A 25,052-nucleotide genomic window follows, 5' to 3' on the forward strand; every position below is an offset into this window, starting at 1 on the left:
AAACCACACAACCTCGCTTCGCTCGAAGGAACTGCACCCCTTTCTCCAGCATCAGTATAAATATAGGCTGGATCCTTCCCCGACGGGCAGGTTAAAACCTTTCGCCATCATTTAATACTGCTATTATCACTATCATTTTTTACGAACTGTAAATGAAAACCGTAAGATACTCATTCGATACTGGTGCGGATTTGTTAATACAGACAAATAAATATCATAAAAAATCTAATCGTACTTTAATCTTAATCATGCAGCCATTGGAGCTGCGTTGAATACTTCCATTGGAGCTAAAAGATGTAATTTGCGCTGAATGCGTTTGTTGTTGTAGAAGTAGATGTAGCCGTTGATCATGCTTACCACTGCTTTACGGCTGGTGAATTTACGTGTGTAGTAACGTTCGCGCTTCAGCATTCCCCAGAACCCTTCCATCAGACCATCAGACCGTTGTCTGCACAGCAGCCTACACGGGACATGCTGTGAACCAGTCCTGCTTTTTCAACAATCTTATGGAATCCGTTGCTTGTATACTGGAATCCGCGGTCGGTATGAATCATTGGATGTTCTCCAGGATTCTCTTTAAGTGCCTTTTCCATTGTCTCAAAAGCCAGTGCAGTATTGTTCCTGTCGCCGATGACATAAGAGACAATCCGGCGATCATGGCCGTCAATAATCGCGCTTAAATATAACTTGTGCAAAACTCCATCAGCAGTTGTGTACTTGAATTCAGTGACATCCGTCATCCATCTTGCATTGGACACGCCGGCATCAAAGTCACGGTTCAGCAGGTTTTCAAAAATGTACTTTGGATCCTTTGCGTTACGAGTGCAACCATCGGTCTTGTACTTGATCACGGACTTAATATTAAGTATCCGCATGATACGAAGAACCAGACTGTCGCTTACATTTATATTGATGTTGTCATCCTTCTTGATCCAATCGTTAATCCGGCGGTATCCCATATCCGGATATTCCTGATGGGTTTTCATGACCTCCTGTGCGACCTTTTCTCTCAGCAGTTCACGGCCGCTCTTAATATGATTCAGCCATCCGTAATAAGCTGCCCGGGAGACCTTTGAGAGTCGGCAGAGACTTTCTATGGAGATGTTGGTTTCTTCATGGACTTCTTTTATGGCTTTAAAATCTCTGAGAAGGTGAGTAAGGCTGAATCCTTCGAGGAACGCAACCTTTCCTCTATCTCCATCTTTTTTTTTTAGCAGGGCAATCTCTGCTATAAGATCCTTCTGTTCTTCAAGAAGTCTGGCATTCTCCTGACGCAGCTGTTCTTCTTCGGTCCGGGGCGTTTGGAGCCTGATCGGCTTTCCTCTGTAATCCTCAAGACCAACTTCGCCCATTTCCTTGAACTTTTTTACCCATGTGTAGAGCGTTTGGTAGGACATGTTGTACTTCTTGGCTATCTTGTTATAATCGCATCCACTGGCGATGCACTCCTGAACGATTCTGACTCGCTCTTCCTTGACCGATTGCTGGCGTTTGCCCATAAGATCTCCTCCTTCAGAAACGAGGTCTGTCAACTTATGCTCATTATACGCCTCAATCCATGTTTTAAGGGAGAGTGTGCCGGAAATTCTGTATTTGGCACAGACGGAAAGCATGGAAACACCGCCTTTAAGATATTCCTTTACGGCCTGGATCTTCATCTGATTGGAGTAGTAAGACAAATGCTGCCTGGGCCGCAATCCCTTAAAGCCCTCCTCTTTATACCGGAGGACCCATTTCCTGAATGTTATGCGGCTCATATGAAGATTTTCAGCTGCCTGGGTAATCGTAACACCCTGATAGAGATATGAAGCAATCTGGTCTAACATTTCCTCCGGGGACGCTTTGGTTTTACATGGCATAAGAATGACCTCCTAATATATTTATGATATTATTTTGTCTTTCTTGTTGAATCATACCAAAGGGGGACCACTTTTGTGGTGGATACAGTAGTTCCTCAGCCGCAGGCTGGTTGTGAAGGTTTTAAAGAATACATTTTCTAAAGTTGCCGAAGAAAGGGGTGTAGTATTCATTGGTTTTTATAAAAAGGTTCCACGAGCGAAGCGAGGTTTTGTGGTATTAGCTGTCCCCGTTAGGGGAAAGTGGCACGTATGCGCCGAAAGGGGTGCATTTTCCACTCGGGTCAGCTCGGTTGTCTGGTTTTAATCATTTTTCTCAAGGCATCGCCTTGGTTGTCCGGTTTTTTCTTCTCACTCGAGCGTCAGCTCGGTTGTCCGGTTTTGCCTTTCCATGCCTGCCCGGTTCCCCCCACAAAAAAAGGACTCATCAAGAGTCCTTTTTCACTATCCTTTTATTTATTTATCCTTCAGTTTTTCAACATCCATCATAGCCTTGTAGACCATGTCGAAGGTGATGTCGTATGGCTTGACTCTCATATCTTTGGTATGGAGGCAGTTTTCTACGAGTTCATCGGGGTGCTTGGGGTCGATGCCGATGTCTTCCAGGCAGTGCGGAAGGTTGATGGATTTGGCGAAGTTGTAGATCTTGTCTCTTTCTTCGATCTGTCCGTCCATGGTGAGCATGACCTGAAGGCCGTAGTTGACGACGGCGCCGTGGAAGTGCTCGCCCTTGTGCGGGGTGCGGGTGTGGCTGTTGTAGATGGCATGCGCGAGGCTGGAGTCGAGGTCATCCTCGATGCAGACGGAGGCCATGCCCGGAGCTACGATGATGGAAAGGGTGGCTGCTTCGAGAGCGTCTGTCACGATTCCCTTGTCTACGTCAGCGAGGGCTTCCTTGCCGTATTTCAGAATGCCCGGTGCTACGTTCTGTGCATTGTTCACGCCGGTCTGCTGGATCCATGTGAGGTCCATGCCTCTGGCGGAGAAGGGGACTTCATATTGCTTGGCAAGAGCATCGCCGAGGCCTGCCCAGAAGTACTGGCGCGGGGAGTGTGCGATGATTTCCGTATTGATGAAGGTGTGCCATGCACCGCGTTCTCTGTAAATGGAGCCTTTGAAGCTGTGGTCCGGGTTGTACATGATGCAGACGGCAGTGACGGAGGCGCAGTTGGATGCGAGTGTCGGGAATGTGAAAATCGGTTTCTTCAGGAGGTGCGCAGCCCATTTGCAGGTGTCGGTCGCGCGGCCGCCGCCGACGGCGAAAATCATGTCGGCTTCCTGGATTTCCGGGATCTTTGTCAGTGCTTCGGCGTTTTCAAATGTAGCGTCGTCGCCGTAGAGGAAGGATCCGGTGATATCGATCTTTCCGCTGACGGCTTTTCTGATCAGCGGTTCAGCGGCGATTCTAGCCTTGGTGCCGCCGATGATGACAGCGGTTTTTCCATATTCGCCGCAAATATCCGGAATCTTGTCATAGGCATCGCTGCCGATGGTGAAGTGCGGTAAATACGTACTATTCATAAATGATCCCCTCTCTTATGTAAAAGGCTTATGGCCTTGGATGTATACAGGTATTATAGTCGAATCGGATGGTCTCTTCAAGAATCAATGGCCGATGCGGACCTGCCTGCCTCCCGCGGCTTCGAAGAGGCGGTGGGAAATGGAGAGCACCGTGCGCTTTTCAGAAGCAGCGCGCAGGGCGTCAAGGACCTGCTTCTCTGTGACGGAGTCAAGGTTCGCCGTGATTTCATCGAGAAGGAGAAGCGGCGGATTCGTGACGGTCGCGCGGGCAATGGAGAGGAGCTGGAACTGGCCCTGTGAAAGGAGGCCCGGGTCGTAAGGGGTATCAAAACCTTCCGGCAAGTCTTCGATGGCAGGAAGGATGCCTGTCTCGGCCAGTGCTCTTCTGACGTCTTCCTCGGAAATGGAGGGATCGGAGAGCGTAATCTGGTCCCGCATATTTCCCGAAACTGGCTTGAACTGCTGCTCGACGAGGCCGAATACCTTTCTTCTTTCCTCTTCAGGGATGGATTCCGGCGCGCGGCCGAAGATGCGGACGGTGCCCTCAGATGGCTGGTAGAGGCCGCAGATGAGTTTGAAGAGCGTGCTCTTGCCCGAGCCTGTCCTTCCAATCAGCGTGACATTCTCGCCTTCATGGATGGTGAGGTCGAAATTGTGGAAGACAGGCTTTCCGTCTTCGTAGGCAAAGGAAAGATGGCGGATGGAAATCGGGATATTCTCTTCTTTTTCAGAAACTGCTGCGGAAGGCGTTTCCATTTCCTTTTCCGAAAGGAAGTCGCCGATCCGCTTGCAGCCTGCGATAGCGGACTGGATATTCTGGATTTCCATGCCGATGCTTTCGAGCGGCGAGAAAACCTTCCCGACGTAGGCGATGAGGGCGACGGCGGTACCTGCGCTCATGCCGAAGAGTGCCTGGAAGTCGCTCCGGCTGACGGAGAGAACGACCATGATGGCGATGATAAGCGAGCTCACCGTGATGATGATCGGCGAGTAAATCGAGTCGTACAGGTTGCTCCGGTTCATTGCGTCAAACCCCGCGCGGACGGATTTCCCGTACCTTTCTTCCATGAAGGATTCGCGGTGGTAGAGGCGGATCGTGCGGATGCTGGCAATCGTTTCAGGGATCGCCTGATTGATGCCCGCGACGGCTTTCCTGTTGTCGAGCTGCGCGGAGAGCATGCGGCGCTGGAATGATCTCGTGAGGAGGAAGAGAATCGGCAGCGATAAGAAGAGCAGGATCATGAGGCCCTTGCTCAGGAAATAGACGACGCAGAGGATGGAAACGATGCGGAAGACGTCGGAAATCATGGAAATGATGCCCGAGTCGAAGAGGTCTTCGAGGGTATCGACGTCGTTCACGAAGAGCGAGGCGAGCGAACCGCTGTCGTTTTCTATGAAGACGGAAGAGGGCAGGCGCGAGAGCTTGTCCGCCATGAAGGAGCGGATGTGGCGCGTCGAGCGCTGGCCGAAGATCGTGATGATCGTTTCCTTGACTGAGTCTGCAATGCCCGAGACGGCTGTCAGGGCAAAGTAGAGAAGGCCTGCCTGGAGGAGGAAGGGAAGCGTCGCATTTTCTGCCGTCAGTTCATCGACGATGCGCCTGAGGATCAGCGGCGGCGTGACGGAAACGGTGACGGAGATGAGGATCGCAAGGACGAGCCCGATGGTCAGCTTCTTATTATGCAGGGCAGCATAGCGGAAAATGGAATAAAGCGGGCGCTTCGTGTCGACGGGATTCTTTTTGTTCATTTATCGTCCCCTCCTTCCGCGAGGGCGTGCTGCATCTTCCAGAGGCGGCGGTACTGCCTGTTCTTGCTGAGAAGTTCTTCATGGGGAAGGACCTCTACACTTCCGTCGCCAGAAATCCAGACGACGCGGTCGAAGTCCTTGAAGAAATGGAGACGGTGAGAAATGAGGATGACGATCGAATCCCTCAGCATCGGGCGGATGTTGGTGAGGATTTCCTCTTCCGTCTTTCTGTCGACGGCGGAGAAGGGATCGTCCAGGATGAGGAGCGGGCGCTTGTGGTAGAGCGTACGGGCCAGAGCCACGCGCGCCTGCTGGCCGCCGGAAAGACGGAGGCCGCCCTCTCCGATCATCGTGTGGATGCCATCCGGGAAGGAGGAAATTTCCTTGTCCATCTCGACAGCTTTAAGAACAGCATCGAGATCGCCGGGCTTTCCGAGGCGGATGTTGTCCTCGATCGTTCCGGAGAAAAGTTCAGGGCGGTGGCCCATGTAGCCGACTGTGCCGATGGGGTCGATTTCGCTTCCAAGGCGCTTTCCTCCATAAAGGATCGTGCCCTCATAAGGGTACTCGCAGAGGAATGTGCGGCCGAGCGTCGATTTCCCGCTGGCAACTTCCCCTGTGACGCCGATGAATTCACCGGACCTGGCTTCAAGATTGAAATCCTTGTAAATCGGGTGGTCGCCGCCCGGGTAGGTGAAGGAAACGTGGCTGACGGAAAGATCGGCAGACGGGGACACTTTTTCTTCTGTCTCCTCGATATCCTTCAGGTAAGGACGGACGCGGACCCATGACACCTTCGCTTTCTGCACAGCATTGAAAAGATGCGCTGCATGGGAGGCTTTCACCGCAAGGCGCGCAAAGCAGGCAAGGTAGGCGGAGAAGGCCGCAATGTCCCAGGAAGCCCAGCCCGTCCCCATGACGTTCCTGCCGCCATGGACGATGATAAAGAATGCGCCCGTCATGGCGATGACTTCATAAAGAGGCTCCATCGTATTGCCCCATAGATTGGCGCGGACGGTCTTCTTCTTATAATCGGCAAGGTACGTCTCATAGATGGTGTCCTGCGCCGTTTCCTCGCCGAAAATGCGGTAAGTGAGCGCATTCCTGATGCGGTCCATTGTGCGGTCAGAAAGGCGCCCGCTTGATTCTTTCCCGGCGCGTGCGCTGTCGGTCACGACCTTCTTGAGCCGGCCGGCAATGAAGTAGGCAATCGGAGGGAAGAGAAGGACGAGGAATGTCAATTTCCAGTCATAGTAAAAAAGGAGCGCGGCATAAGCCACCATGACGACGCCCGTGTCGAAGACCTCCGTCGTGAATTTGCGCATGCCTTCCACGCAGGCATCGACGTCCGAGACGACGCGCGTCATGAGGGATCCTTCCGTCTCGCCCGCCTTCGCCGTTTCCTGATGGATGAGCGTGCGGTAAAGGATTGCCTTCATCGCAAGGGAGATGTCGTTCGCAAAATGGCGCACGTAGAGACGCTTGAGAGCGCGGCAGCCCTGCACGATCATGATCGTCAGAAGGTAGAGCGAAGCGAGGCGCAGCATAGCCGAAGGCGCTCGCTCGCCGCCCAGGATATCTATCACGTACTGGGCCAGCTGTCCTTCAAACCAGGGAGAGAGCGTCATGCCCACATTGTAGATGAGCCCGCTGATCGTCACGTACAAAAGGACCTTCTTCTCTCCCGCAAAATAATAGAGAAGATCCGACGGCGTATATTTCTTCATAATAATCTTCTTTCTTCCTGCTTCCTGAATTTTTCCTTTTTCTCTATTATAATTCAGAGAGAGACACATGATTTTAAACAATACTTAAAATAGAAACAAGAATGACAAATGAGAATTTTTCCTGTTTTGGCAAAGTGTTTTTTAGTATATAATGAGAAACAGATATGAGGAAAATAAAGGGGGACCTTGTATGAATTGGAAAAAAGCTGCTGCAGCGGCCGTTTTTGTACTCGCACTCGGGGGAAGCATCGGAGCGGATGCTGCCGCCATTTCCCTTCCGGGACTTTCCGGAAATCCGGCGGAGCAGTCCGGGGCATTCCGCACAGACGACTACCATCTCACGCGTGCTTACCTCAAAAGCCCGTACCTGATTGCGCACGGCATCAATGAAAACTTCGCAGGCTACGTCAATGCGGCGATTGCCAGGGAGAAAAGGAATTTCCTGGACGAACTTTCCAGGGAACCTGCCGGCATCACGGGGATCATGACGTGGAATGAAGGTCTTATCGCAAACTACTACAGCAACCTGCAGGGGATCACAAGCCTTGTCCTCATCGAGGAATGGAAGAGCGCAAGCGGCTCCTCCCTCTTCGTGAAGGGACTCAACTTTGACGCGGGAGGAAATCTCATTCCCTTCAAGCGTCTCTTTCCGCGCATGACAGCAGGCGATGCGGAGGAAAGGATACAGGCATATGCATCCAAAGCGGGGATCATGCTGCTTCCTCATAGAAAGGCGGCCCTTCCCACGAACTACTACGTGTCGAAGAAAGGCGTCGTCTATGCCATTTACCAGCCGGGCGAAAGGACGCTTTACAAGTACGGCGTCTTCTGCGTCCCGATAGGGACAGTCTGACCCGGCATTCCATCAAGGAGGAATCACTATGAAGAAATTGGAAATCGGCCTTATGGCTGCCCTGCTCCTGTTTCCAGCCATTGGCACCGCTGAAGCGTACACCGCCGAGACACTGAAACAGGCGCAAGGCCCTGCCATTGTTTCTGAATCCTACAAAGACGGCACCATGGAAGTGCGCAAAGCCGTCTCGAAAGACGCAAATCTCCTTCGCCGCGCAAGAATCAACAGCGCCATCGATACAGAAATCGACCGCTTTGCCAGCTATGTGGCAAAAGCCAATCAGCGCACCGGAGGCGGCACAAAGGGATGGATCAACTACAAAGAAGGTATGGTTGGAGAAAACGATCCGTACACCAGCCTTCTCCTCTTCGAATCCGTTTACTATTACCATGCGGCGCATCCCCTGACCTATGCCAAGGGACTGACCTTCGACCAGATGGGACATAAAGTCACCTTCGAAGACCTCAAGAAGAAAATGCCGAACCTCACCCTGGAAGAACTCCGCCGCCAGACCGCCCTTCAGGCAGAGGCCAACCACCTCTTCCTCTTCAAGGACTACAAGATCAACAAATTCCCGGAAACCTTCTACATCGACAAAAACAATCACCTCTACTTCGTCTTCCAGCAATACGCCATCGCTCCCTATGCCGCAGGCTTCATCGTCATAGACATGGGCGAAGTCCCGGAGAAATAAGCATTTTAAAAGGGGCTGTAGAAATCTCCTAAAACACTGCTTCTCCTTTTCTCGAGCGAAGCGAGGTTTAAAGGTGTTTACCTTCCCAGACGGGGAAGGAGGGCCACGAAGTGGCGGTTAGGGTTGATTTCCACGAGCGAAGCTATATAAGTTTAAGACAAATAAGAACTGAGTTCCTTTGTTTCTCATCGCAGAGCTGCCCCCAACGGAGGGAAGTGCCCGAAGGACGAAAGGGGTGCAGTTTCTAAGAAGGCGAAGCATCCTTTACGGTTTTAATCATCCTACCCATCAAAAAAGGAAGTGCATCTGTCAAAGAACGCACTTCCTTTTTATTTCATTACAGGAACATCAGCCCGATGGCGATCAGGAGGAGAAGCGTGCCCTCCACGCGGCTCATGATGAGCGGGAAGCTCTCATGACGGATGAGGGTATCCTTTAGCTGGCCGGCGCAGATGGCGGCGATCGAGAAGAGGATGGCTGCCTGGATGGAGAACGTCAGCCCCAGAAGACCGATCTGAAGACTGGGGGAGAGGAACCCATTCGGCTGGACGAACTGCGGAAGAATCGCGAGGAAGAAAAGAAGCACCTTCGGATTCGACGCATTCATGAGGAAACCCCTCTTGTAGAGCGCAAAGCTCTCCGACTTGTCCACCACGTCGCCCGCCTTGATCGAAGCACCCTTCGAACGGAAAGCGCCGTAGGAGAGATAGAGGAGGTAAGCCGCGCCGCAGTATTTCAAGACCATGAAAGCCGCCGGCGAACTCTGGATGAAAGCCGCCACACCTGCCATGACAAGAAGCGTATGCCAGAGAGGACCCGTCGCCAGCCCCATCGCCAGCGTCACACCCTGCCTGGGCCCTGCCGAAAGACTCTTCGTCAGGATGTACATATTATCCGGCCCCGGAGCCAGCGTCAGCAGGATCGCCGCGCCAAGGAAAGACAAGTAATTCGCTAAATCCATCTCTTCGCCTCCTCAAAAGTAAATTTCAATTATTATATCATTTTCAGCGGTGCTCTGGCGGGAAATTTGACCCTGATCCCCTAAGAGTGTATAATATGACTTATAGTCAATTATTTTACAAATGAAAGGAAGGTTCCCATGAAAAAGAAATGGCTGGCCCTTGCGGCCGCAAGTCTTCTCGTATTCTCTACCATGACAGCGCAGGCAGAAGAACCTGCCAGAAGAAGCATCACCGTTTCCGGATCGGGACAAGTGACCGCCAAGAGCGACATTGCCACCCTTCATATTTCCGTACAGACAGAATCTGCCAACAGCAAAGCTGCCGTCCGTGAAAATGCGAACACGATGACCGCCGTCAGAAACGCCGTCATTGCAGCAGGCGCCGACGCTTCCAAGATCGAAACACAGAACTACAGCGTCTATCCGCAGCAGAACTACGACAACAAGGGAAGAAAAACCGACCTGAAATACATCTGCAACAACACCATGAACGTCACCGTCACCAACATTGCAAGGACAGGTGAAGTCATGGATGCAGCCATCAATGCAGGCGCCACCCGCCTCGACTCCGTCGACTTCGGTGTGAGCGATACACAGAAATTCAAGGACGCATCCTTAAGAGCCGCTGCCCTTGATGCCAAAAATAAAGCCAACATCCTGGCATCAGCCCTCGGACGTACCGTCGTGAACGTCATCTCCGTCAACGAAGACAGCGTGAACGTCGTCCCGTACCGCCTGATGTCTTTCAAAGCCGCCGCTGCCCGCGACAACGTGGAAACGACGACACCCGTAGACCCCGGTGATTCCAAAATGGAAAGCCACGTCACCGTCGTCTTTGAAATTGCCTGAGGATAATTTTATATAAAAAGAAAAAAGGGCTGTGACAAAATGGATAATCATTTCGTCACGGTCCTTTTTCCTTGCAAATTTTCAGGGAAAGTGCCTAGAATAATAAAAAAACAAAAAGGAAGAAAGAAATGGAAATCACAAACGCATCCATAGAAGACATTGACCGCATCGAAGAAATCGCAACCGCGGCATTCAAAAGCACAGTCTACTACGCCAAGCCCATCCTCACCGCCCACGTAGAACACTTCCCGCAAGGCTTCCTCCTTGCCAGAGAAGGGAAAGAAATCCTCGGCTTCATCTGCGGCCTTGGCGCCAGAGAAACATCCATACAGGGCTGGATGTACGAAAAGAAAGCCCGCCCCGAAGAAAATCCCACCACCTTCATGGGTCTCTACCTCGCCATCGATCCCAAGTATCAGGGAAAAGGCATAGGCACCAAGCTCCTGAAGCAAGCCGAACACCTCTCGGCCACCCTGGGCTGCACACGCCTCACACTTATCTGCGAAGACCACCTCGTCCCGCTGTATAAGAAACTAGGCTACAAACTAGACGGCATCAACGCCCTCAAATACGGCAACAAAACCTGGTACGACATGTCCATACAAACAAAAAAATAAAAGAGCCCAAAGCAGAGCCATGCCGTATTACTTGCTTTCCCAGACGGGGAAGTATGCCTTTGACCTTGCCCTGGAAGGGAAGGTTTGGATAGGATTACGAAAGGTCCAAAACAAATCAGATTGGAAATCTTTTCTTTATTCCTTGTGAAGCCTTCCCTTCTGGGGAAGGTGCGCAGCTTATCTTTTATCTGTAGCTGCGCGGAAACAGCAGTTAATAAGTAAAGGGATGAGTTGCATTTCCACCGAGCGCAGCGAGGTTGTATGGTTTTCTTCCTCTCCCACACAAAAAGGACTGCAGAAATACATCTCGTATTTCCGCAGTCCTTTTCTATTTCCCTATTTCTTGATGCAGATTTCATCAAGCGGACGTTTCGGGACGCAGTAGTCCTTGTTTTCATCCAGATAATACTTGATCGAACCATTCTCAGGAACGTCGACGATCGTGCTCTTGCAGCCCGGGTATCCCAGAGCAATCAGGAGACGCGGGTTCCAGTCTTCCGGAACCCCGAGGAGCTCCGTCATCTTCGGGAATTCGACAGCGCCCAGCATAGCCGAGCCGATGCCGTAGCTGTACGCATTCAGCGTAATCGTCCTTGCTGCGATGCCCACATCCACATCAGCCCACGGATTGCCGCGGCCTTCCTTGCAGATGAGGACGAAAGCTGTAGGCTGTTCGCCAACCTTCGGCGTGCCGAGCTCCTTTGGAAGAGCAGCGGCCCAGTGGATCATCGGCTGCATCTTGGCGACAAGATCCGGATCCTTTACCAGCACATAACGGAGCACCTGCCCGTTCATCGCGCTGTTCGCAATGCGGACATTGTCCATCAATTCATCCAATACTTCCGGAGCGATCTTTTCCTGCGTGAAACGGCGTTACGCACGGCATCCGGTGCAAAGCGACTTGAAATCCATAAGAAATCCTCCTTATTTGACGTGAGCGATGACTTCCACTTCACAAAGCGCCCCAGCAGGGAGAGCCAGGACAGACACACAGCTTCTGGCGGGCTTGCTGATGAAATGCTTCCCGTAAATTTCATTGAAAGCTGCGAAATTTTCCATATCCGTCAGGAAACAAGTCGTCTTCACGACAGCTTCCATATCTGCGCCAGCCTTCTTCAACACAGCCTCGATATTTGCGCAAACCTGCTCAGCCTGAGCCTCCAGACCCTCAGCAAGCTTTCCCGTTTCCGGATTGATTCCGATCTGACCGGATAAAAATACAAGATTTCCGACCTTCTTAGCCTGAGAATAAGGCCCCAGAGCAGCCGGAGCATGCTTCGTTTCAATAGTCTTCATAGAAATCCCTCCAATGGAAAAATATAAAGATTCTGACCTAAATATAAACCTTAAATAGATATAAAAGCAAGAAGTACCCAAAGGGGAACCACTGTAGGGACGCCGCAGGTATCTATAGAATTTTCAATCCGCAAACAAATGTTGATAATCGTAAAAGTCGATACCGGCTTGCCTTCCCAGACGGGGAAGGGGAACCGCGGAACGCGGGGGATAGGGTTGATTTTCCAAAAGAGCAGAGTCACAATGATTGCTCACTCTGCTACAGCGTTTTTTCCTTTCCTTGATATATGTGGTAGAATAGAAACAGATAGTATTCAAAAATTTAAATATATACGAAACAATGTATACAGAACAAATTTATAAGGAGATGGGCATCATAGAATTTCATCCGTTTCGCATAGAAGATAAGAAAATGATCGACGGATTCTTCCGCATTCACCATTATGAGCAGATCGACTGCACATTCAATACGCTTTTCATCTGGCAGAAGGCGCACGACACGTCCTGGGCTGTTCAGGATAATATCCTTTTCATCCGAGCAGGACATGGCAAGGACCTTTTCTTCCTTCCGCCATTTGCCAAGGAAGAAGAGGAATTCAAGCATGGCCTTGACCTGATTCATGAAGAACTCGATAAGCTGGGCATGCCTTTCCGTCTGAAATCCGCATCCCGCTGGGTGACGGAACAGATCGAAAGACTGCTGCCGGGCAAGTATGATTTCATCGAAGACAGAGACAATGAGGAGTACGTATACCGCACCGCTGACATGATCAGCCTGCCGGGCAAGAAGCTCCGCATGAAGAAGAATCACCTGAATGCATTCCTCCGTCAGTACGGCGGGGATTACACTTACGAATCGATCACGAAGGAAAACATGGAAGATGCGAAAGCGGGCATCCATGAATGGTTCGAACGTCATGGCGACATCGAGGAAGAAGAGGAAGCCATGAAGATCTGCTTTGACAACTGGGATGAACTGGGCGTCAAAGGCGCGATCATTCGTATTTACGGCAAGGTGGAAGCCTTCACCAATGGCGACCTTGTCAATGAAAGAATGGCACATATTATTTTTGAAAAGGCAAATCCGAATATCAGGGGATTATATCAGGCGATCAACAGGGATTTCCTGATCCATGAATTTGCCGACACGGAATTCGTCAACCGCGAAGAAGACCTGGGCATCGAAGGCCTGCGTGAGGCGAAGATGGGCTACAACCCGGATCATCTGACTGAAAAGTTTGATGTCGTGCTGAAGAAATCATCTGACTGACCTGTTGACAAGGAGGAAAGATGAAAATCCGCAAATCTACACTCTCCGACGAGTCTGATGTAAAGGCGCTCTGGGGCTACTGCTTCGAACCGCCGACAGATCCGTTCTTTCAATGGTACTTCAAAGAGCTTGCCAAGCCTGAGGAAATCCTCGTAGGTGAGAACCAGGGCAGCATCGCATGCGACCTGCACCGCCGTCCGTATGACCTTTCTATCAGGGGGCTCCGCTATCCTGTCGACTACATTGTCGGCGTTGCGACGCACCCGGCAGCGCGCATGAGAGGGTACGCCAAGGAGCTCATCCGCGGCGAATTCCACCTCGCGCTGAAAGAAGACAAGCCCTTCGTCATCCTGATGCCGTCGGCCGCTTCCTTCTACCTGCCGATGGGCTTTGGCTTCTATGCCCACCAGTGGGAAAGAAGCGCAGCACCTGAAAAGCTCGCAGCTCTGGGAAGAAGAGCCGATTCCTGCCGCACGCTCACGAGTTCCAATGACTGGAAAGACCTCGCTTCCATTTACAGAGAATATACAAAGAAGAGAAACGGCTGGGCTTACAGGGACGAAGTATCCTGGGAAAAGCACATCGATGCACAGCTTCTTGAAGGCTATATCGCTGTCACCTATGACAGAAAAGGCCCGTCCGGATACCTTTTCTACACCCTGGACGACAGAAAACTGATCGCCTCTGAAATGGCATTCAAGAACGAAGCAGGACGCAAAGCGCTCTATGCCTTCATGGCAGGGCATCAGGGCTCCGTCGATACCTGCGTATGGTACGAACCGCTTGACGACCACTCCTTCCGCTACTGGCAGGACGGCGCCGAGCATACATATATCAAGAACCGCACATTTTCCTTCATGCTCGGACGCGTCATCGACCCTGTCATCGCCTTTGACGGCCTTCCCTGCAGCAAGGAAATCAAGGGAGAAATCGCATTCCAGCTCATCGACTCCTTCCTTCCTGAAAACAGCGGCATCTACGTCCTCCGCGCCGAGGACGGCAGAATCCATGCCCTGAAGGAAGACGTCTTCTACGATCTGAAATGCCACATCGAAGACATCTCAGGCCTCCGCCTGGGCTCGGTCCCTGATCCCGTATTCAGCATCGACGCAGGAAGCCTCGCTGAACTCTTCATGGGCGCAGCCGACCTCTCCGAACTCGTCGAAGCAGAAAGAGCAACAATTCTTCTCTCTGACGATGAAGCAGCAGAAAAAGCGGTGGACCTCGCCGTAGCCATGCTCCCAAGAGAAAGAAACTGGATCAACGAATGGTTCTAATAAGGATAAAATAAAAGGGGCTGTGACAAAATGGTTAATTATTTTGCCACAGCCCTATTTCAATTGGGATATTCCGTTAAAAGATTATCTAACATTTATAAGCATTGACTTGGTCTGAATACCAAACAACCTCGCTGCGCTCGAAGGAAATGAACCTCCTCAGTCGGCTCCGCCGCCAGCTCCCCCTACGGGGCAAGCTCCGACACCCTTAAACCGAACTTCGTTCGAGAAAAGAAGTCAGCACTTTGGTGGATTTTGTCACAGCCCCTTTTGTCTGATACATTATAAATTTCCTCTATGCACTCCATGGTATAATAAAGGATATTATTTTCCTGTGGTAATGAGAAGAAACGGACATGAGCGAAGAAACGACGGAGAAGGAAGAGCGGAAGTATTTTACTTACATGGTGCGGTGCGCGGACGGGAGTCTTTATACGGGATTCACGGTGGATGATGTGCATCGGCGTGTGGCGGTGCATAATTCCGGGAAGGGCGCGCGGTATACGAGGAGCCGGCTTCCTGTGGTTCTGGCGTGGTATCGCGAGTGGGGGACGGAGCATGAGGCCCGTTCGATGGAATACCGTTTGAAACGTATGAAGAAAGAGGAGAAGGAGGCCATGGCGGCTTCTTTCGGAGAGGAGAAAACGTGAATCCTGCTGTTAGAAGAACGAAGTATTTGACGGAGGCAGCGGCGGCTGCTGCGATTGCGGCACTCCTGGTGCTGCTGAAGCTTTTGGCGCCGTTCCTGGTTTTCGTCACGATGATTGCGGCGGCAGTTCCGATTGCCATCATCTGTGATTTCCATGGCATGAAATGGGGACTTGGCACCTGCGTAGCTGAAGTCCTGATCGTGAATATGTTCGGCGGGCCTGAAATCGGGCTGACGACGGCTTTCTATGCGGCGGCTCTCGGTCTTGCGATGGGGTATGGCTTCCGTCATAAGCTGTCGTATGCAAAGACGCTGAATCTGACGGCGCTTGCCTATATCGTGGAAATGTCGTACAAGATTGTTTTCTCCATTTATATTCTGGGAATCGCGGATGCGCTTTCGTCGATGATCGACCGTCTGGTGACGTTCGTCCGCTGGGCATGGCAGCCGCTGTCTCAGATTTTCGGCTTCGACCCGGATCCCGGCAAGACAGTCTTCACGACGTCCGGCATTATCATGGTGGCTTTGATATTCGTCCTGAATGCATACTGCTATGCGTACCTGAATCTGGAAATCGGGAGCGACATCCTGAAACGCATCAAGGCAGGAAGAAGAGAATGATAAAAATAGAAAAAGAGAGGTCTCGTGATGAGGCTTCTCTTTTTTATTTCCAGATTATCTGTCTCCTGGCTGTCCAGAGGGCGTTTTATCTGTAGCTGTAATTGTTGTAGGGATTTCCATCAGGATACGTGTGGTGGTGGGGCTGTACGTAGGTACCGTCGTTGCGCTGGTAGCCATGGACATAGACATCAGCGGATGCAGTCTGGGCGCCTGCAAAGAGGGCAGTGAAAAGGATTGCTGCTGCGATGAGTTTCTTCATATACTTCTCCTTTGTTGAATCATATGATTCAGAAAATATTCCAGCCTGATAAAAGGAAATTTTTTATTATGGCTAAAATAGAAACGGGTATCTTTTACTATAAGGGGGCTGTCAGGGATTGTCAACGCAGAAAAGCGGCCTGAAACCGTTCTGAAATGGTTCTGCGCTCTTCATTTCTTTCGAAAATATCGGGGAATAAGGCACTTGAAATGGAAATTGTTCTGAATTAACCTGTATAAAGATTTGTTTATTAATTATTTAACATTTTATGGTTAACCTGTAATTTTCGAAGAAGATGCCGCTTTATATTTCGATTTTCTTCCCAAAAATCAATTTTTATACTGTAAAAAAATTACTGGATGGCATATAATAAAATTAAACAAGAGTATCGGTATAAAAATTTAGGGAATGACTATTTTTCCCGGTGATGATGAGAGAAAGAGGGTATAAAGAAAATGACATCCGGCAAGGAAGATTATCTGAAAGCGATTTATCTCATCAGCGAATCCCATGAGCTGGTGACGAACAAGGAACTGTCAAACATGCTCCATGTATCGCCTCCGTCTGTTAGTGAAATGATTACGAAACTGCAGAAGCAGGGGTATGTGGACTATACGGCATACAAGGGCAGCAAGATGACGAGAAAGGGCCGCCGCGAGGCAGGCCGTCTGCTGCGTTATCATTCTCTGTGGGAAGTGTTCCTCGTAGAGAAACTGGATTTCTCCTGGAGCGAGGCACATGAAATCGCAGAGGGTCTGGAACACCAGACGACGGAACCATTGTCTGAAAGACTGGACAATTTCCTGGATCATCCGGTCCACACACCGCGCGGTGATCCGATTCCGAGAAAGGACGGCAGCCGTTCCGGCATTACGCACCGTCTCCTGAGCGATCTGGAAGTGGGCGAGATGAGCCACATCCGCCGTGTCATGGAAGATTACACGCTGATGGATTATGTCCAGGGCAAGAATATCGGCATCGACATGGAAGTGACTGTGAAGGAGAAGGAACCTTACGAAGGTCCGATTCTTCTCTCTACGCCGATCGGGGACATTTCCCTGAGCTACAAGGCAGCACAGCAGATTTTCGTTGACGACGACTAATGAAGTAAAAATAAAAAGGGAGCTGTGACAAAATGTTCAATCATTTTGCTACGGCTCCTTTTTGCTATTGGAATACTCCAGTAAAGGATTATCTAACAAATGTATTTATTGGTTCTATCTGAAAACCTCAAAGGATGCTTCGCCTTTTTAGAAACTGCACCCCTATCGCCCTTCGGGCACTTCCCTCCGTTGGGGGAAGCTCGGCGATGAGAAACAAAAGAAATTAGTTCTTATTTGTTTTGAACTTACATAGCTTCGCTCGAGAACTACTGTATTCCCGGTCTCCGACTGGACCTTCTCCTTCGGAGCAAGGTTAACACCCTGAGCGATGATGCTTCGCCTTTTTAGAAACTACACCCCTTTCGCCCTTCGGGCACTTCCCTCCGTTGGGGGCAGCTCTGCGATGAGAAACAAAAGAAATCAGTTCTTGTTTGTTTTAAACTTATATAGCTTCGCTCGAGAAAAGGGATAAGCAGCGTTTTAACGGATTTTGTCACAGCCCCTTTTTGCATCTAGTGATTTCCTATTTCCTTTTCCCTTGCATTTCCTTCTTCACTTCTGTAAAATAAAAAAAGGGATAATCTTTTACAGATGATCCGGCCCCCATGCGGGGCTTTTTTGTTGCCTGTTTTCCCAGAGGCGGGCGGGAACGGCGCTTTTCGCCGGATTTGATGAAATCGGAAGTGCGTTACATGGCTAAGAATTATGATGTGATTATTATTGGCGCAGGCCCTGCGGGGATTTTCACTGCGCTGGAAATCGCAGATACGGGCCTTTCTGTGCTGATTCTTGAAAAAGGGCTGGATATCCGCGATCGTATCGCTTTGAACAAGAACGGGACGGCGCCGGCGAGCGACAGGCGCGCGAATATTGTCTCCGGCTGGGGCGGAGCGGGGGCTTTCTCTGACGGGAAGCTGACGCTGACGACGGATTACGGCGGCAATCTGGACGATTACATGAATAAGGGCGAATTGTCCCGCCTGATTTCCTACGTGGATTCCATTTACTGCCAGTTCGGCGGTGCAGACAGGAAGGTCTACGGGGATGAGCATCTGGAAGAGCTCCATGCGCTGAAGAGAAAGGCAGCTGCGGCTGACCTGGCTTTCATTCCTGCCCGCATCCGTCATTTGGGGACGGACGTGAACAGTGAAATTCTCTCCCATATGAGAGACAGCCTGCCGAATAATGTGACCGTCATCGCACAGACGCCGGTCGACACGATTCTGGCGGATAAGGACGGCAGCGTCCTTGGCGTTGTGGCTGGCGGAGAAACGTACCACTGCAAGTACCTCGTTTCCGCTCCGGGCCGTGACGGCGCTGAATGGTTTGCCGGCGAGGCGAAGCGCCTGGGCCTCAAGACGAAGTCGAATGCTGTCGACATCGGTGTCCGCGTAGAGTCTCCGGCTGAGATTTATGAACCGATCACCGACCTCTGCTATGAGTCCAAACTCGTTTATTTCTCTGAAGACTTCGACGACCGCGTCCGCACCTTCTGCATGAATCCGTACGGCTTCGTCGTCACGGAAAATAACAACGGCCTCATGACGGTCAACGGCCATTCTTATGCGAATAAGAAGAGCCAGAATACAAACTTTGCGATCCTCGTTTCCAAGCAGTTCACCGAACCTTTCCATGAACCGATCGAATACGGCAAGTATATCGCATCCCTGGCCAATATGCTGGGCGGCGGCCCGATCGTACAGCGTCTGGGCGACCTTCGCGACGGACGCCGTTCGACGCCGGAACGCATCAGGAGAGGCCTTGTTCAGCCGACAATGCCATCCGCTGCACCGGGAGATTTATCTTTGGTCTTGCCATATCGCTTCTTAAAGGATATTATGGGGATGTTCGAAGCGCTGGATAAGGTAGCGCCGGGAGCCAATTCGCGCCACACGCTTCTCTATGGCGTAGAAGTGAAGTTCTATTCCTCCCGGATCGAGCTGTCAAACAAGCTTGAAACAGTGATTCCTAATTTCTTTGCTATTGGTGATGGAGCCGGCATCACCAGGGGTCTTGCACAGGCCTCCGCAGCCGGCGTAGTCGTGGGTCGTGAAATTTGCGCCCGCATTGGTCAACCGAAAGGGGATATTTAAATGATTCCAAGGTACACACGCCCTGAAATGGGCAAGATTTGGGACGAAAGAAATGAATGGCAGACAATGCTGGATGTCGAGATCGCAGCCTGCGAAGCAAACGCGAAACTGGGCCGCATTCCTGAAGAAGCCGTCAAGGTCATCAAGGAAAAGGCAAACTTCGACGTAGACCGCATTCATGAAATCGACCATGAAATCAACCATGACATCATCGCTTTCCTGACAAACGTCGGCGAATACGTAGGCGATGAAGCCAAGTACATCCACATGGGCCTGACCTCCACCGATGTCAAGGATACCGGACTCAATGTCCAGATCAAACAGGCATCCCAGGTCCTCATTGCCGATCTGGAAAAACTCGCAGAAGTCCTGAAGAGAAGAGCTGTGGAATTCAAGTACACACCAACCATCGGCAGAACACACGGCGTCCATGCTGAACCGACCACCTTCGGCCTGAAGATTCTGCTCTGGTACTCCGAAACCCTCCGCAACATCGAAAGAATGAAACGTGCTGCTAAAGAAATGGCAGTCGGCAAACTCTCCGGTGCTGTCGGCACTTATGCGGATATCGATCCATTCGTAGAAACCTACGTATGCCAGAAACTCGGCCTCACTCCTGAAGTCGTAGCTACCCAGGTCGTTCAGCGCGATCACCATGCTGAATACATCACAACCCTCGGCGTCATTGCAGGCGTTCTTTCCCAGATCGCTCTGGAAGTCCGCCACCTGCAGAGAACCGAGGTCAGAGAAGCAGAAGAATACTTCAGCCCGAAACAGAAAGGCTCCTCCGCAATGCCACATAAGAGAAACCCGGTCAAATCCGAAAGAATCTGCGGCATGGCAAGAGTCATCCAGGGCTACAGCGTACCGGCATTCGAAGACATTCCGCTCTGGCATGAAAGAGATATTTCCCACTCTTCCGTAGAACGTGTCATCATTCCGGATGCTACCATCGCTCTTGACTACATCCTGGACCAGACGACCAGCCTGATCGACAAGCTCCTCGTTTATCCGGAAAAGATGATGGCTGACCTGAACCTCACCGGCGGCCTCATTTACAGCCCGAGAGTACTCCTGGCCCTCGTTGCCAAAGGCGCTTACAGAGACACCGCTTACCGCTGGGTACAGAGAAACGCTATGAAACGCTGGCTGCAGGGTGAAGATTTCTACGAAAACCTCTGCAAAGACGAAGACGTCAGAAAGTATCTGAACGAAGAAGAAATCAAGGCATGCTTCGACTACAAGCCGATGCTCGTCCATGTCGATGAAATCTTCGCAAGATTCGGACTTTAATCAAAAAGCTGAAGGCTTATGAGGATCCGCCTGCCAACGCGGGCGGATTTCTCACACATAAGCCGAAGAAGGAGCACCATTCATGAACTTGACAGTCATCCTTGTCATTATCCTCACGACCGTCCTTTTCGTTCTGAACTACCGCATGCTGCAGATGAAGAAGAACGTGACGAACATCGTGGACCAGATCGTCGCAGCCCACAGCCGCGATAAAAACTTCAAGAACCAGGAATTCCTGCACTACTACAAATCCAACGGCAACATCTGGCTCTCCGCCATGGAGCCGATGTTCAGGAAATCCCTCACGCTGAAAGCAGCCGTCTGCGTATTCAGCATCGTAGGCGCCCTCGTCATGATCGGCCTTGCCTACGTAGAGGACATCTACATCCTGGCCGTCTATCCCTTCCTTCTTCTCGTATTCCTCATCAAACTGGCGATGGACATCGAACTCGTCTCCTCTGATGACAAGAAAAACGCGAAGAAATCCATGTCCAACTACGTGAAACTCTACCCGAACGATCCCACAGCCAAGGGCATCAAAGAAGGCAAGACAGACAAACTCCACGTATGGTACATGACAGCCAAGAAAACCTCCGTCCAGACCGGCCGTCTGGGCAAAGGCGGCGAAGCCCAGGAAGCCATCGCCAAAGCACAGGAAGGCAAAGGCCCCAAAGGCCCGAGACCCCCAAGACCCGGATTCAGAAAACCAGGCAGAAGATAAAAAAACAAAAAGAGATGCACAACAAAACGCTGTGCATCTTTTTTATGTGGGGTTCTATACTCGCCTTCCCAGACGGGGAAGAATGCCTTTGACCTTGCTCTGGAAGAGAAGGTGCGCCGTATACCAGTTGATAGTAGCGGTAGCAATACAAATGTCTCATAAGTTAGTGTACGGGGCGGATGAGTTGCATTTCCTCAAGGCAAAGCCTTGGTTTTATGGTTTTCAAGAGGGTTGATTACCGACAGCCGTCAGGCTGGTTGTAAGGTTTTTTACGAACGAAGTTCGGTTTAAGGGTGTTTGACCTTGCCTCGTAGAGGAAGGTGGCGCGCATGCGCCGAATGAAGTTCATCTCCCGCGCAGCTTGCTGCGGTTGTAAGGGTTTTTACGAACGAAGTTCTGTTGTACGGTTTTCTAATCTCCAAAGCCCCCTCATCTCAGCTCCTTCTCCAGCTCTTCCAGCAGAATCTTTGCCGCCGGCGTGAATGCCTGGTACTTCTTCCATATGACATGCATGGGCGAGGAGAGCTCGGGGGAGAGCGGGATGAAGACGAGGCCGCTTCCCTTTCCTGTATGGACAAGATTGTCAAAGCCGATGGGGTATCCGAGTCCTTCTTTCACCATGAGCGTCGTATTAAAAAGAAGATCGTACGTCGCCGCGATGTGGAGGCGGGGCGTTTCTTCTCCGAACCAGGAAAGCAGTTCTTCCTGCATGCCCTGACGGGACACGATGAGAGGAAGCTCCTTCAATTCATCAAGTGTGATGCAGGATTTTCCTGCCAGCGGATCATCGTCCCTTGCAATGATGCCCCAGCAGTCCTTGTAGGGGACAGTGAGGCAGTTGTACTTGGAAAGATCGGCGCTCTGCACGATGACAGCCATGTCGAGGAGACCCTTGTCGATACGTTCCGTCACGGCATCCGTCCCGCTGCTGTAGAAATGGAAGTGGATATTCGGGTACCGCTTCTGCACCACGCGCGCAGCATGCATGAAAAAGGACAGCCCGGACGATTCCGCGCACCCGATGCGGATATCGCCGCCGGTGATTTCATCCAGTGATTTGAATTCAGAAGCCGTCTTGTCCACCATGTCGAGGATATCCTCCGCGCGTTTCCGGAGAAGCTGCCCTTCGTCCGTCAGATGGATGCGGTGGCTGCTCCTGACAAAAAGGGGCCGGCCCAGTTTCTCCTCCAGCTCCTTCAGCTGCCGTGACAGCGTCGGCTGCGACACGTGGAGAAAAGCCGCCGCCTTCGTGATATTCTCTTCCCTCGCCACTTCCAGAAAGTATCGTAATACACGGATTTCCATGGAACACCTCCTTATTTCTTCATTGTACAGGAAAGAGCAGGTATTTGAAATATGAATATCTAGGAATAATTAAAGAGTATTTTAAATATCTCGCAAAAATGAGTAGAATAAAGTCCTAAATGAAATATGGAAGGTGAACGACATGACAGAAAAGAAATTACCGCCCCTCGCACTGGGCGCATGGTCCTGGGGAGCCGGCATGGCTGGCGGAGACCAGGTTTTCGGAAATCACTACTTCGAGGACGACCTCCGTCCCGTTTTTGATAAAGCCATGGAAAAAGGACTGACCCTCTGGGACACGGCAGCTGTCTATGGAGAAGGAACGTCTGAAAGGATCCTGGGCAATTTCGTGAAGGACGTGCCAAGAGAAGACGTCCTCATTTCTACGAAATTTACCCCGCAGATCGCAGGCCCCGGGGAAGACGCCATGGAGAAGATGCTGGAGGGAAGCCTCTCCCGTCTTCACACGGACTACGTGGATATCTACTGGATCCACAACCCGATGGACGTCGAACGCTGGACGAAGGATCTCATCCCCCTCGCTAAGAGCGGAAAGATCAGGAAAATCGGCGTTTCTAATCATAACCTTGATGAAATCAAAAGAGCGCAGGAAATTCTGGCAGAAGGCGGACTTTCCATTTCCGCCATCCAGAACCATTACAGCCTCCTGCACCGCTCCTCTGAAAAAGCGGGCATCCTGGATTACTGCAAAGAGCACGGCATCACATTCTTCTCCTACATGGTATTGGAGCAGGGCGCGCTCTCCGGCAGGTACGACGAAGCGCATCCATTTCCTGAAGGAACAGGGCGCGGCAATTCCTATAATCCGTACTGGAAGGAGATCGGGAAACTCGTCGAAGCATTGAGGGAAATCGGAAGGGCGCATGAAGCAAAGCCGTCCCAGATCGCAGGCGCATGGGCGATTGCCAAAGGGACGCTTCCGATTATCGGCGTGACGAAAGTCTATCAGGTGGAAGAAGCCGCAAAGATGGCGGACATCCATCTGACCGGAGATGAAATCAGCAGCCTGGAAAGTCTGGCGGACAAGGCCGGCATTTCCACGCTCCGTGAATGGGAAAAGGAGATGGCATGATGAAAGTACTGGGCATTTGCGTAAGCGCAAGAAAGAACGGAAATACAGCAATCATGATGCGGAAGGTCTTCGAAGCGCTTGAAAAGGAAGGCATCGAGACCGAGCTCGTCCAGTTCGCCGGGACCGTCATCGAGCCGTGCAAAGCATGCTGGGCATGTGCAGGAAGAGGAAACTGCGTCCATAAGAACGACTGCTTCCGCGAAGTCTTTGAAAAGATGAAAGAAGCCGACGGCGTGCTCCTGGGCTCCCCGTCCTATTCCGCCAATGTATCCTCCAACATGCAGGCATTCCTCGAAAGAGCCGCCGTCGTCTGCGACCTGAACCCGGGCCTCGTGAAGCATAAAGTAGGCGCCGCCGTCGCCGCTGCCAGAAGAGCCGGCCCCCTGCAGGCCATCGACACCATGAACCATTCCTTCCTGAACCATGAAATGATCGTCGCAGGATCGACCTACTGGAACATGGCCTACGGAAGACTTCCGGGAGAAGTCGAAAAAGACGAAGAAGGCATGGCCAACATGCAGAACCTCGGAGAAAACATGGCATTCCTCCTGAAAGCCATCGAAAAAGCGAAAGAAAATAATTGAGACACCAAAAAAGGATGTACATGGGATTTCCCGCTGTACATCCTTTTCATTTTCAGAAGGAAGAATCGATTCATTTCTCCCTCCTTTTTACTGATCCTTGAGATGCTGGTACATGACCCTTGCAAAAGTTTCGGCCTTGGCCAGATCCTCATCATTCGGATGCCTCGCTGAGCCTGAGAGGAGGCAGCACTCACTCAGGATTCTCGTCTCCGTATTCCCGAATGGATATTTTTCAAACATTTTCCGTACCGTCTCTTTCGATACGGCTCCCCGGCAGAGGAAGGTTCCTTTCGGGAAACTGTCCGAGGGGAGAAGGTTTTTGGCATTTTGCATGCTGGCGATGGCGTGCGCCGATTCAGGGTCGGCTGCCAGCGTGGCAAAGAGGAATATGTGACGGTTCGTCAAATGGCGAAGCACGTTCGCCGCTTCTTCGCAAGCCGTCCCTCCCTCAATCCAGAAACCAAGGAAAACACAATCATAAGCGGAAAGGTCTCCAGCCTCTTCAATAGGCTTTACGACAGTATCTCTGGGAAGCGCTCCTGCCATAGCAAGGGCAATCCTCTCCGTGTTTCCCGTACGTGATGAGTATGCGACAATCGTTTTCATGAAGAACTCCTCTCGAAAGAAGAAAGTTGAAACGATTTCATGCGCGGCAATGGCT

Annotated in this window: 24 protein-coding genes and 1 pseudogene; 14 read left to right on the forward strand and 11 right to left on the reverse strand. The window is 51.2% G+C overall.

Going from position 1 to position 25,052, the window contains the following annotated elements:
- Positions 1 to 246: 246 nt before the first annotated feature.
- The 5 genes from OIM03_02700 to OIM03_02720 all read right to left on the reverse strand — a co-directional run bounded on the left by OIM03_02700 (position 247) and on the right by OIM03_02720 (position 6,853).
- Entirely contained in the window at positions 247 to 429 is a 183-nt protein-coding gene (locus tag OIM03_02700) for an IS3 family transposase (protein ID HJI73184.1), read from the reverse strand.
- Positions 429 to 1,826, reverse strand: a complete 1,398-nt coding sequence (locus OIM03_02705; GenBank protein ID HJI73185.1) for an IS3 family transposase — start codon at positions 1,824 to 1,826, stop codon at positions 429 to 431. Before OIM03_02705 ends, OIM03_02700 begins: the two co-directional genes overlap by 1 nt.
- 486 nt (positions 1,827 to 2,312) lie before the next feature.
- Positions 2,313 to 3,377 carry an iron-containing alcohol dehydrogenase family protein gene (locus OIM03_02710; protein HJI73186.1) on the reverse strand — a complete coding sequence of 355 codons (1,065 nt, stop codon included), beginning with the start codon at positions 3,375 to 3,377 and terminating at the stop codon, positions 2,313 to 2,315.
- Between the two features lie 84 nt (positions 3,378 to 3,461).
- Complete coding sequence (locus tag OIM03_02715) at positions 3,462 to 5,126, reverse strand: ABC transporter ATP-binding protein/permease (protein HJI73187.1); 1,665 nt, start codon at positions 5,124 to 5,126, stop codon at positions 3,462 to 3,464.
- A complete protein-coding gene (locus OIM03_02720) occupies positions 5,123 to 6,853 on the reverse strand; it encodes an ABC transporter ATP-binding protein/permease (protein HJI73188.1) in 1,731 nt (576 codons plus the stop codon). Before OIM03_02720 ends, OIM03_02715 begins: the two co-directional genes overlap by 4 nt.
- Positions 6,854 to 7,043: 190 nt before the next feature.
- On the opposite strand from OIM03_02720, the gene OIM03_02725 reads away from it, so the two are divergent.
- The gene (locus tag OIM03_02725; GenBank protein ID HJI73189.1) at positions 7,044 to 7,706 is read left to right on the forward strand and encodes a hypothetical protein; all 663 of its coding nucleotides are present in this window, start codon (positions 7,044 to 7,046) and stop codon (positions 7,704 to 7,706) included.
- 28 nt (positions 7,707 to 7,734) lie between these two features.
- On the forward strand, positions 7,735 to 8,400 hold the full coding sequence (locus OIM03_02730) for a DUF3298 domain-containing protein (protein HJI73190.1): 666 nt from the start codon (positions 7,735 to 7,737) through the stop codon (positions 8,398 to 8,400).
- A gap of 337 nt (positions 8,401 to 8,737) precedes the next feature.
- Here OIM03_02730 and OIM03_02735 read toward each other — a convergent pair whose 3' ends face one another.
- Positions 8,738 to 9,361 (reverse strand): LysE family translocator, encoded by a 624-nt coding sequence (locus OIM03_02735; protein ID HJI73191.1) that lies wholly within the window; start codon positions 9,359 to 9,361, stop codon positions 8,738 to 8,740.
- Between the two features lie 138 nt (positions 9,362 to 9,499).
- Here OIM03_02735 and OIM03_02740 point away from each other — a divergent pair, with 138 nt between their 5' ends.
- Complete coding sequence (locus OIM03_02740) at positions 9,500 to 10,210, forward strand: SIMPL domain-containing protein (protein HJI73192.1); 711 nt, start codon at positions 9,500 to 9,502, stop codon at positions 10,208 to 10,210.
- A 128-nt stretch (positions 10,211 to 10,338) separates the two neighbouring features.
- The gene (locus tag OIM03_02745) at positions 10,339 to 10,827 is read left to right on the forward strand and encodes a GNAT family N-acetyltransferase (protein ID HJI73193.1); all 489 of its coding nucleotides are present in this window, start codon (positions 10,339 to 10,341) and stop codon (positions 10,825 to 10,827) included.
- 336 nt (positions 10,828 to 11,163) lie between these two features.
- Here OIM03_02745 and OIM03_02750 read toward each other — a convergent pair.
- Together OIM03_02750 and OIM03_02755 are read right to left on the reverse strand one after the other, a co-directional pair.
- Positions 11,164 to 11,682 (reverse strand): annotated as a pseudogene (locus OIM03_02750) (nitroreductase family protein).
- Positions 11,683 to 11,751: 69 nt separating this feature from the next.
- Positions 11,752 to 12,123 carry a RidA family protein gene (locus tag OIM03_02755; protein HJI73194.1) on the reverse strand — a complete coding sequence of 124 codons (372 nt, stop codon included), beginning with the start codon at positions 12,121 to 12,123 and terminating at the stop codon, positions 11,752 to 11,754.
- A gap of 340 nt (positions 12,124 to 12,463) precedes the next feature.
- Here OIM03_02755 and OIM03_02760 point away from each other — a divergent pair, with 340 nt between their 5' ends.
- The 4 genes from OIM03_02760 to OIM03_02775 all read left to right on the forward strand — a co-directional run bounded on the left by OIM03_02760 (position 12,464) and on the right by OIM03_02775 (position 15,940).
- Entirely contained in the window at positions 12,464 to 13,393 is a 930-nt protein-coding gene (locus OIM03_02760) for a phosphatidylglycerol lysyltransferase domain-containing protein (GenBank protein ID HJI73195.1), read from the forward strand.
- A gap of 20 nt (positions 13,394 to 13,413) precedes the next feature.
- Positions 13,414 to 14,670, forward strand: a complete 1,257-nt coding sequence (locus OIM03_02765) for a GNAT family N-acetyltransferase (GenBank protein HJI73196.1) — start codon at positions 13,414 to 13,416, stop codon at positions 14,668 to 14,670.
- 356 nt (positions 14,671 to 15,026) lie between these two features.
- Positions 15,027 to 15,320, forward strand: a complete 294-nt coding sequence (locus OIM03_02770) for a GIY-YIG nuclease family protein (protein ID HJI73197.1) — start codon at positions 15,027 to 15,029, stop codon at positions 15,318 to 15,320.
- Complete coding sequence (locus OIM03_02775) at positions 15,317 to 15,940, forward strand: YybS family protein (GenBank protein HJI73198.1); 624 nt, start codon at positions 15,317 to 15,319, stop codon at positions 15,938 to 15,940. The genes OIM03_02770 and OIM03_02775 overlap by 4 nt, the downstream gene beginning before the upstream one ends.
- An 85-nt stretch (positions 15,941 to 16,025) precedes the next feature.
- Here OIM03_02775 and OIM03_02780 read toward each other — a convergent pair whose 3' ends face one another.
- Positions 16,026 to 16,199, reverse strand: coding sequence for a hypothetical protein (locus tag OIM03_02780; protein HJI73199.1), 174 nt, complete (start codon positions 16,197 to 16,199; stop codon positions 16,026 to 16,028).
- Between the two features lie 455 nt (positions 16,200 to 16,654).
- Here OIM03_02780 and OIM03_02785 point away from each other — a divergent pair, with 455 nt between their 5' ends.
- The 4 genes from OIM03_02785 (at position 16,655) to OIM03_02800 (ending at position 21,409) form a co-directional block, all read left to right on the forward strand.
- Complete coding sequence (locus tag OIM03_02785) at positions 16,655 to 17,302, forward strand: metal-dependent transcriptional regulator (GenBank protein HJI73200.1); 648 nt, start codon at positions 16,655 to 16,657, stop codon at positions 17,300 to 17,302.
- 692 nt (positions 17,303 to 17,994) lie between these two features.
- Positions 17,995 to 19,395 carry an FAD-dependent oxidoreductase gene (locus tag OIM03_02790; GenBank protein HJI73201.1) on the forward strand — a complete coding sequence of 467 codons (1,401 nt, stop codon included), beginning with the start codon at positions 17,995 to 17,997 and terminating at the stop codon, positions 19,393 to 19,395.
- Positions 19,396 to 20,688 (forward strand): adenylosuccinate lyase, encoded by a 1,293-nt coding sequence (gene purB, locus OIM03_02795; GenBank protein ID HJI73202.1) that lies wholly within the window; start codon positions 19,396 to 19,398, stop codon positions 20,686 to 20,688. It abuts the gene before it with no gap.
- 82 nt (positions 20,689 to 20,770) lie between these two features.
- The gene (locus tag OIM03_02800) at positions 20,771 to 21,409 is read left to right on the forward strand and encodes a hypothetical protein (GenBank protein HJI73203.1); all 639 of its coding nucleotides are present in this window, start codon (positions 20,771 to 20,773) and stop codon (positions 21,407 to 21,409) included.
- 429 nt (positions 21,410 to 21,838) lie between these two features.
- On the opposite strand, the gene OIM03_02805 is transcribed toward OIM03_02800, so the two are convergent.
- Positions 21,839 to 22,714 (reverse strand): LysR family transcriptional regulator, encoded by an 876-nt coding sequence (locus tag OIM03_02805; protein HJI73204.1) that lies wholly within the window; start codon positions 22,712 to 22,714, stop codon positions 21,839 to 21,841.
- A gap of 142 nt (positions 22,715 to 22,856) precedes the next feature.
- Here OIM03_02805 and OIM03_02810 point away from each other — a divergent pair, with 142 nt between their 5' ends.
- Both OIM03_02810 and OIM03_02815 read left to right on the forward strand, forming a co-directional pair.
- On the forward strand, positions 22,857 to 23,807 hold the full coding sequence (locus OIM03_02810; protein HJI73205.1) for an aldo/keto reductase: 951 nt from the start codon (positions 22,857 to 22,859) through the stop codon (positions 23,805 to 23,807).
- Positions 23,804 to 24,391 carry a flavodoxin family protein gene (locus OIM03_02815; GenBank protein HJI73206.1) on the forward strand — a complete coding sequence of 196 codons (588 nt, stop codon included), beginning with the start codon at positions 23,804 to 23,806 and terminating at the stop codon, positions 24,389 to 24,391. The genes OIM03_02810 and OIM03_02815 overlap by 4 nt, the downstream gene beginning before the upstream one ends.
- A gap of 87 nt (positions 24,392 to 24,478) precedes the next feature.
- Here OIM03_02815 and OIM03_02820 read toward each other — a convergent pair whose 3' ends face one another.
- On the reverse strand, positions 24,479 to 24,997 hold the full coding sequence (locus tag OIM03_02820) for a flavodoxin family protein (GenBank protein ID HJI73207.1): 519 nt from the start codon (positions 24,995 to 24,997) through the stop codon (positions 24,479 to 24,481).
- Positions 24,998 to 25,052: the final 55 nt, after the last annotated feature.

Source organism: Veillonellaceae bacterium, assembly GCA_025992895.1.
Taxonomy (GTDB): Bacteria; Bacillota; Negativicutes; order Veillonellales; family Dialisteraceae; genus Dialister.

Coding starts and splice junctions, on each gene's coding strand:
- OIM03_02700 (HJI73184.1), bottom strand. CDS start 429: ATGGAAGGGTTCTGGGGAATGCTGAAGCGCGAACGTTACTACACACGT.
- OIM03_02705 (HJI73185.1), bottom strand. CDS start 1,826: ATGTTAGACCAGATTGCTTCATATCTCTATCAGGGTGTTACGATTACC.
- OIM03_02710 (HJI73186.1), bottom strand. CDS start 3,377: ATGAATAGTACGTATTTACCGCACTTCACCATCGGCAGCGATGCCTAT.
- OIM03_02715 (HJI73187.1), bottom strand. CDS start 5,126: ATGAACAAAAAGAATCCCGTCGACACGAAGCGCCCGCTTTATTCCATT.
- OIM03_02720 (HJI73188.1), bottom strand. CDS start 6,853: ATGAAGAAATATACGCCGTCGGATCTTCTCTATTATTTTGCGGGAGAG.
- OIM03_02725 (HJI73189.1), top strand. CDS start 7,044: ATGAATTGGAAAAAAGCTGCTGCAGCGGCCGTTTTTGTACTCGCACTC.
- OIM03_02730 (HJI73190.1), top strand. CDS start 7,735: ATGAAGAAATTGGAAATCGGCCTTATGGCTGCCCTGCTCCTGTTTCCA.
- OIM03_02735 (HJI73191.1), bottom strand. CDS start 9,361: ATGGATTTAGCGAATTACTTGTCTTTCCTTGGCGCGGCGATCCTGCTG.
- OIM03_02740 (HJI73192.1), top strand. CDS start 9,500: ATGAAAAAGAAATGGCTGGCCCTTGCGGCCGCAAGTCTTCTCGTATTC.
- OIM03_02745 (HJI73193.1), top strand. CDS start 10,339: ATGGAAATCACAAACGCATCCATAGAAGACATTGACCGCATCGAAGAA.
- OIM03_02755 (HJI73194.1), bottom strand. CDS start 12,123: ATGAAGACTATTGAAACGAAGCATGCTCCGGCTGCTCTGGGGCCTTAT.
- OIM03_02760 (HJI73195.1), top strand. CDS start 12,464: ATGTATACAGAACAAATTTATAAGGAGATGGGCATCATAGAATTTCAT.
- OIM03_02765 (HJI73196.1), top strand. CDS start 13,414: ATGAAAATCCGCAAATCTACACTCTCCGACGAGTCTGATGTAAAGGCG.
- OIM03_02770 (HJI73197.1), top strand. CDS start 15,027: ATGAGCGAAGAAACGACGGAGAAGGAAGAGCGGAAGTATTTTACTTAC.
- OIM03_02780 (HJI73199.1), bottom strand. CDS start 16,199: ATGAAGAAACTCATCGCAGCAGCAATCCTTTTCACTGCCCTCTTTGCA.
- OIM03_02785 (HJI73200.1), top strand. CDS start 16,655: ATGACATCCGGCAAGGAAGATTATCTGAAAGCGATTTATCTCATCAGC.
- OIM03_02790 (HJI73201.1), top strand. CDS start 17,995: ATGGCTAAGAATTATGATGTGATTATTATTGGCGCAGGCCCTGCGGGG.
- purB (HJI73202.1), top strand. CDS start 19,396: ATGATTCCAAGGTACACACGCCCTGAAATGGGCAAGATTTGGGACGAA.
- OIM03_02800 (HJI73203.1), top strand. CDS start 20,771: ATGAACTTGACAGTCATCCTTGTCATTATCCTCACGACCGTCCTTTTC.
- OIM03_02805 (HJI73204.1), bottom strand. CDS start 22,714: ATGGAAATCCGTGTATTACGATACTTTCTGGAAGTGGCGAGGGAAGAG.
- OIM03_02810 (HJI73205.1), top strand. CDS start 22,857: ATGACAGAAAAGAAATTACCGCCCCTCGCACTGGGCGCATGGTCCTGG.
- OIM03_02815 (HJI73206.1), top strand. CDS start 23,804: ATGATGAAAGTACTGGGCATTTGCGTAAGCGCAAGAAAGAACGGAAAT.
- OIM03_02820 (HJI73207.1), bottom strand. CDS start 24,997: ATGAAAACGATTGTCGCATACTCATCACGTACGGGAAACACGGAGAGG.